Raw genomic sequence first — 1282 nt, forward strand, 5'->3', positions numbered from 1 at the left:
GGGACTGCGGACGATTTCTTGGACCGTTACGCGGCCCTTCCCAGCGCGGCGCGGAACTCGGCCGGCGTGCGGCCGCCGAGCGCATTGCTGCGCCTCTCCGTATTGTATCGGCCGATCCAGCCCCCGAGCTCCTCGATGAAGCGGGCAGGGGTCCAGCCCGACCAGTCCCTGCCGTGCCAGAACTCCCTCTTGAGCAGGCCGAAGAAGCCCTCCATCGCCGCGTTGTCCGGGCTGCAGCCCTTGGCGGACATGCTCCTGGCGAGGCCGTGCCCCTCGCAGATCGAGATCCAGCCGGGCCAGCGGTAGTGGCCGCCGCGGTCGGAGTGGATGACGGGGCGCTCGCCGGGCGCGAGCAGCGCGCAGGCGTCCTCGAGCGTCGAGTTGGCGAGCGCGGCGTCCGGTCTCTCGCCGGCCCTCCACGCCACGACCGAGGAGTCGAAGCAGTCCCTGATGGCCGACAGGTAGACCTTCCTGCCGGAGGGCAGCCTGAACTCGGTGATGTCGGTGAGCCACAGGAAGTTCGGCAGGGCCGAGCGGAAGTCGCGGCGCACGAGGTTCGGCGGGGCCGGCGTCGGCTCGCCCGCATAGGAGCTGTAGGGCCTCCTCTTCCTCCTCATCCACCTGGGGACCAGGCCCTCCTCGCGCATGATGCGGAGGACGACCTTCTCCGAGGCGCGCACGGGCTCGTCGAGCTCGCGCAGGCGCGCCGTCACGAAGCGGTACCCCCGCGCCCCCTCGCCGTCCTCGGTGAAGATCCTGCGCACGAGCGCGCGCAGGGGCGCGCGCCGGTCGGGCCTCGCGATCGCGCGGCGCTGGTACTCATAGGAGCTCTTTGATATCCCCAAGGAACTCGTGAGTTCTCTCAAGGACCACTTCCCGCACGGCCTCAGGCGGTCTATCACCAGGGTCTTCTCCCTGTTCGACATCCCGTCGAGGCTCTCGGCTTTTAAAACGTCCTGCACCGCCCTCAGCACCGCGTTCTCGAGCCTGAGCCGCTCGATCAGGGCGTCCTTGTCCTCCGGGTCGATGTCGGGGTAGTCGGGGCCGTCCCCGACGAGTCGCGGCAGGTCCATTCCTCCACCGGCCCTTCCCGCGGGCTTGCGCACGTCCCTGATCCAGCGCCAGACGGACGTCTTGCCGGGCCCGCCGAGTATCTCGGTTATCTCCATGACGGTGAGCCCGGCGCCGCGAAGCGCCCTGGCCCTCTCCACCATTCTCCTACTGTATGCCATGCGGACTCCGTTCCGGACCTCAACGGTCCAACTTTTTGTCCGCAGTCCCG

At 69.0% G+C, this 1282-nt stretch carries 1 protein-coding gene; it reads right to left on the reverse strand.

Going from position 1 to position 1282, the window contains the following annotated elements; translation table 11 throughout:
- Positions 1 to 26: 26 nt before the first annotated feature.
- A partial coding sequence (locus tag ACTQX9_RS09475) for an IS3 family transposase (RefSeq protein ID WP_441541374.1) occupies positions 27 to 1282 on the reverse strand: 1256 nt, incomplete at its 5' end.

Source organism: Collinsella sp. LCP19S3_F2, assembly GCF_052121015.1.
In the GTDB taxonomy this organism is placed as follows: Bacteria; Actinomycetota; Coriobacteriia; order Coriobacteriales; family Coriobacteriaceae; genus Collinsella.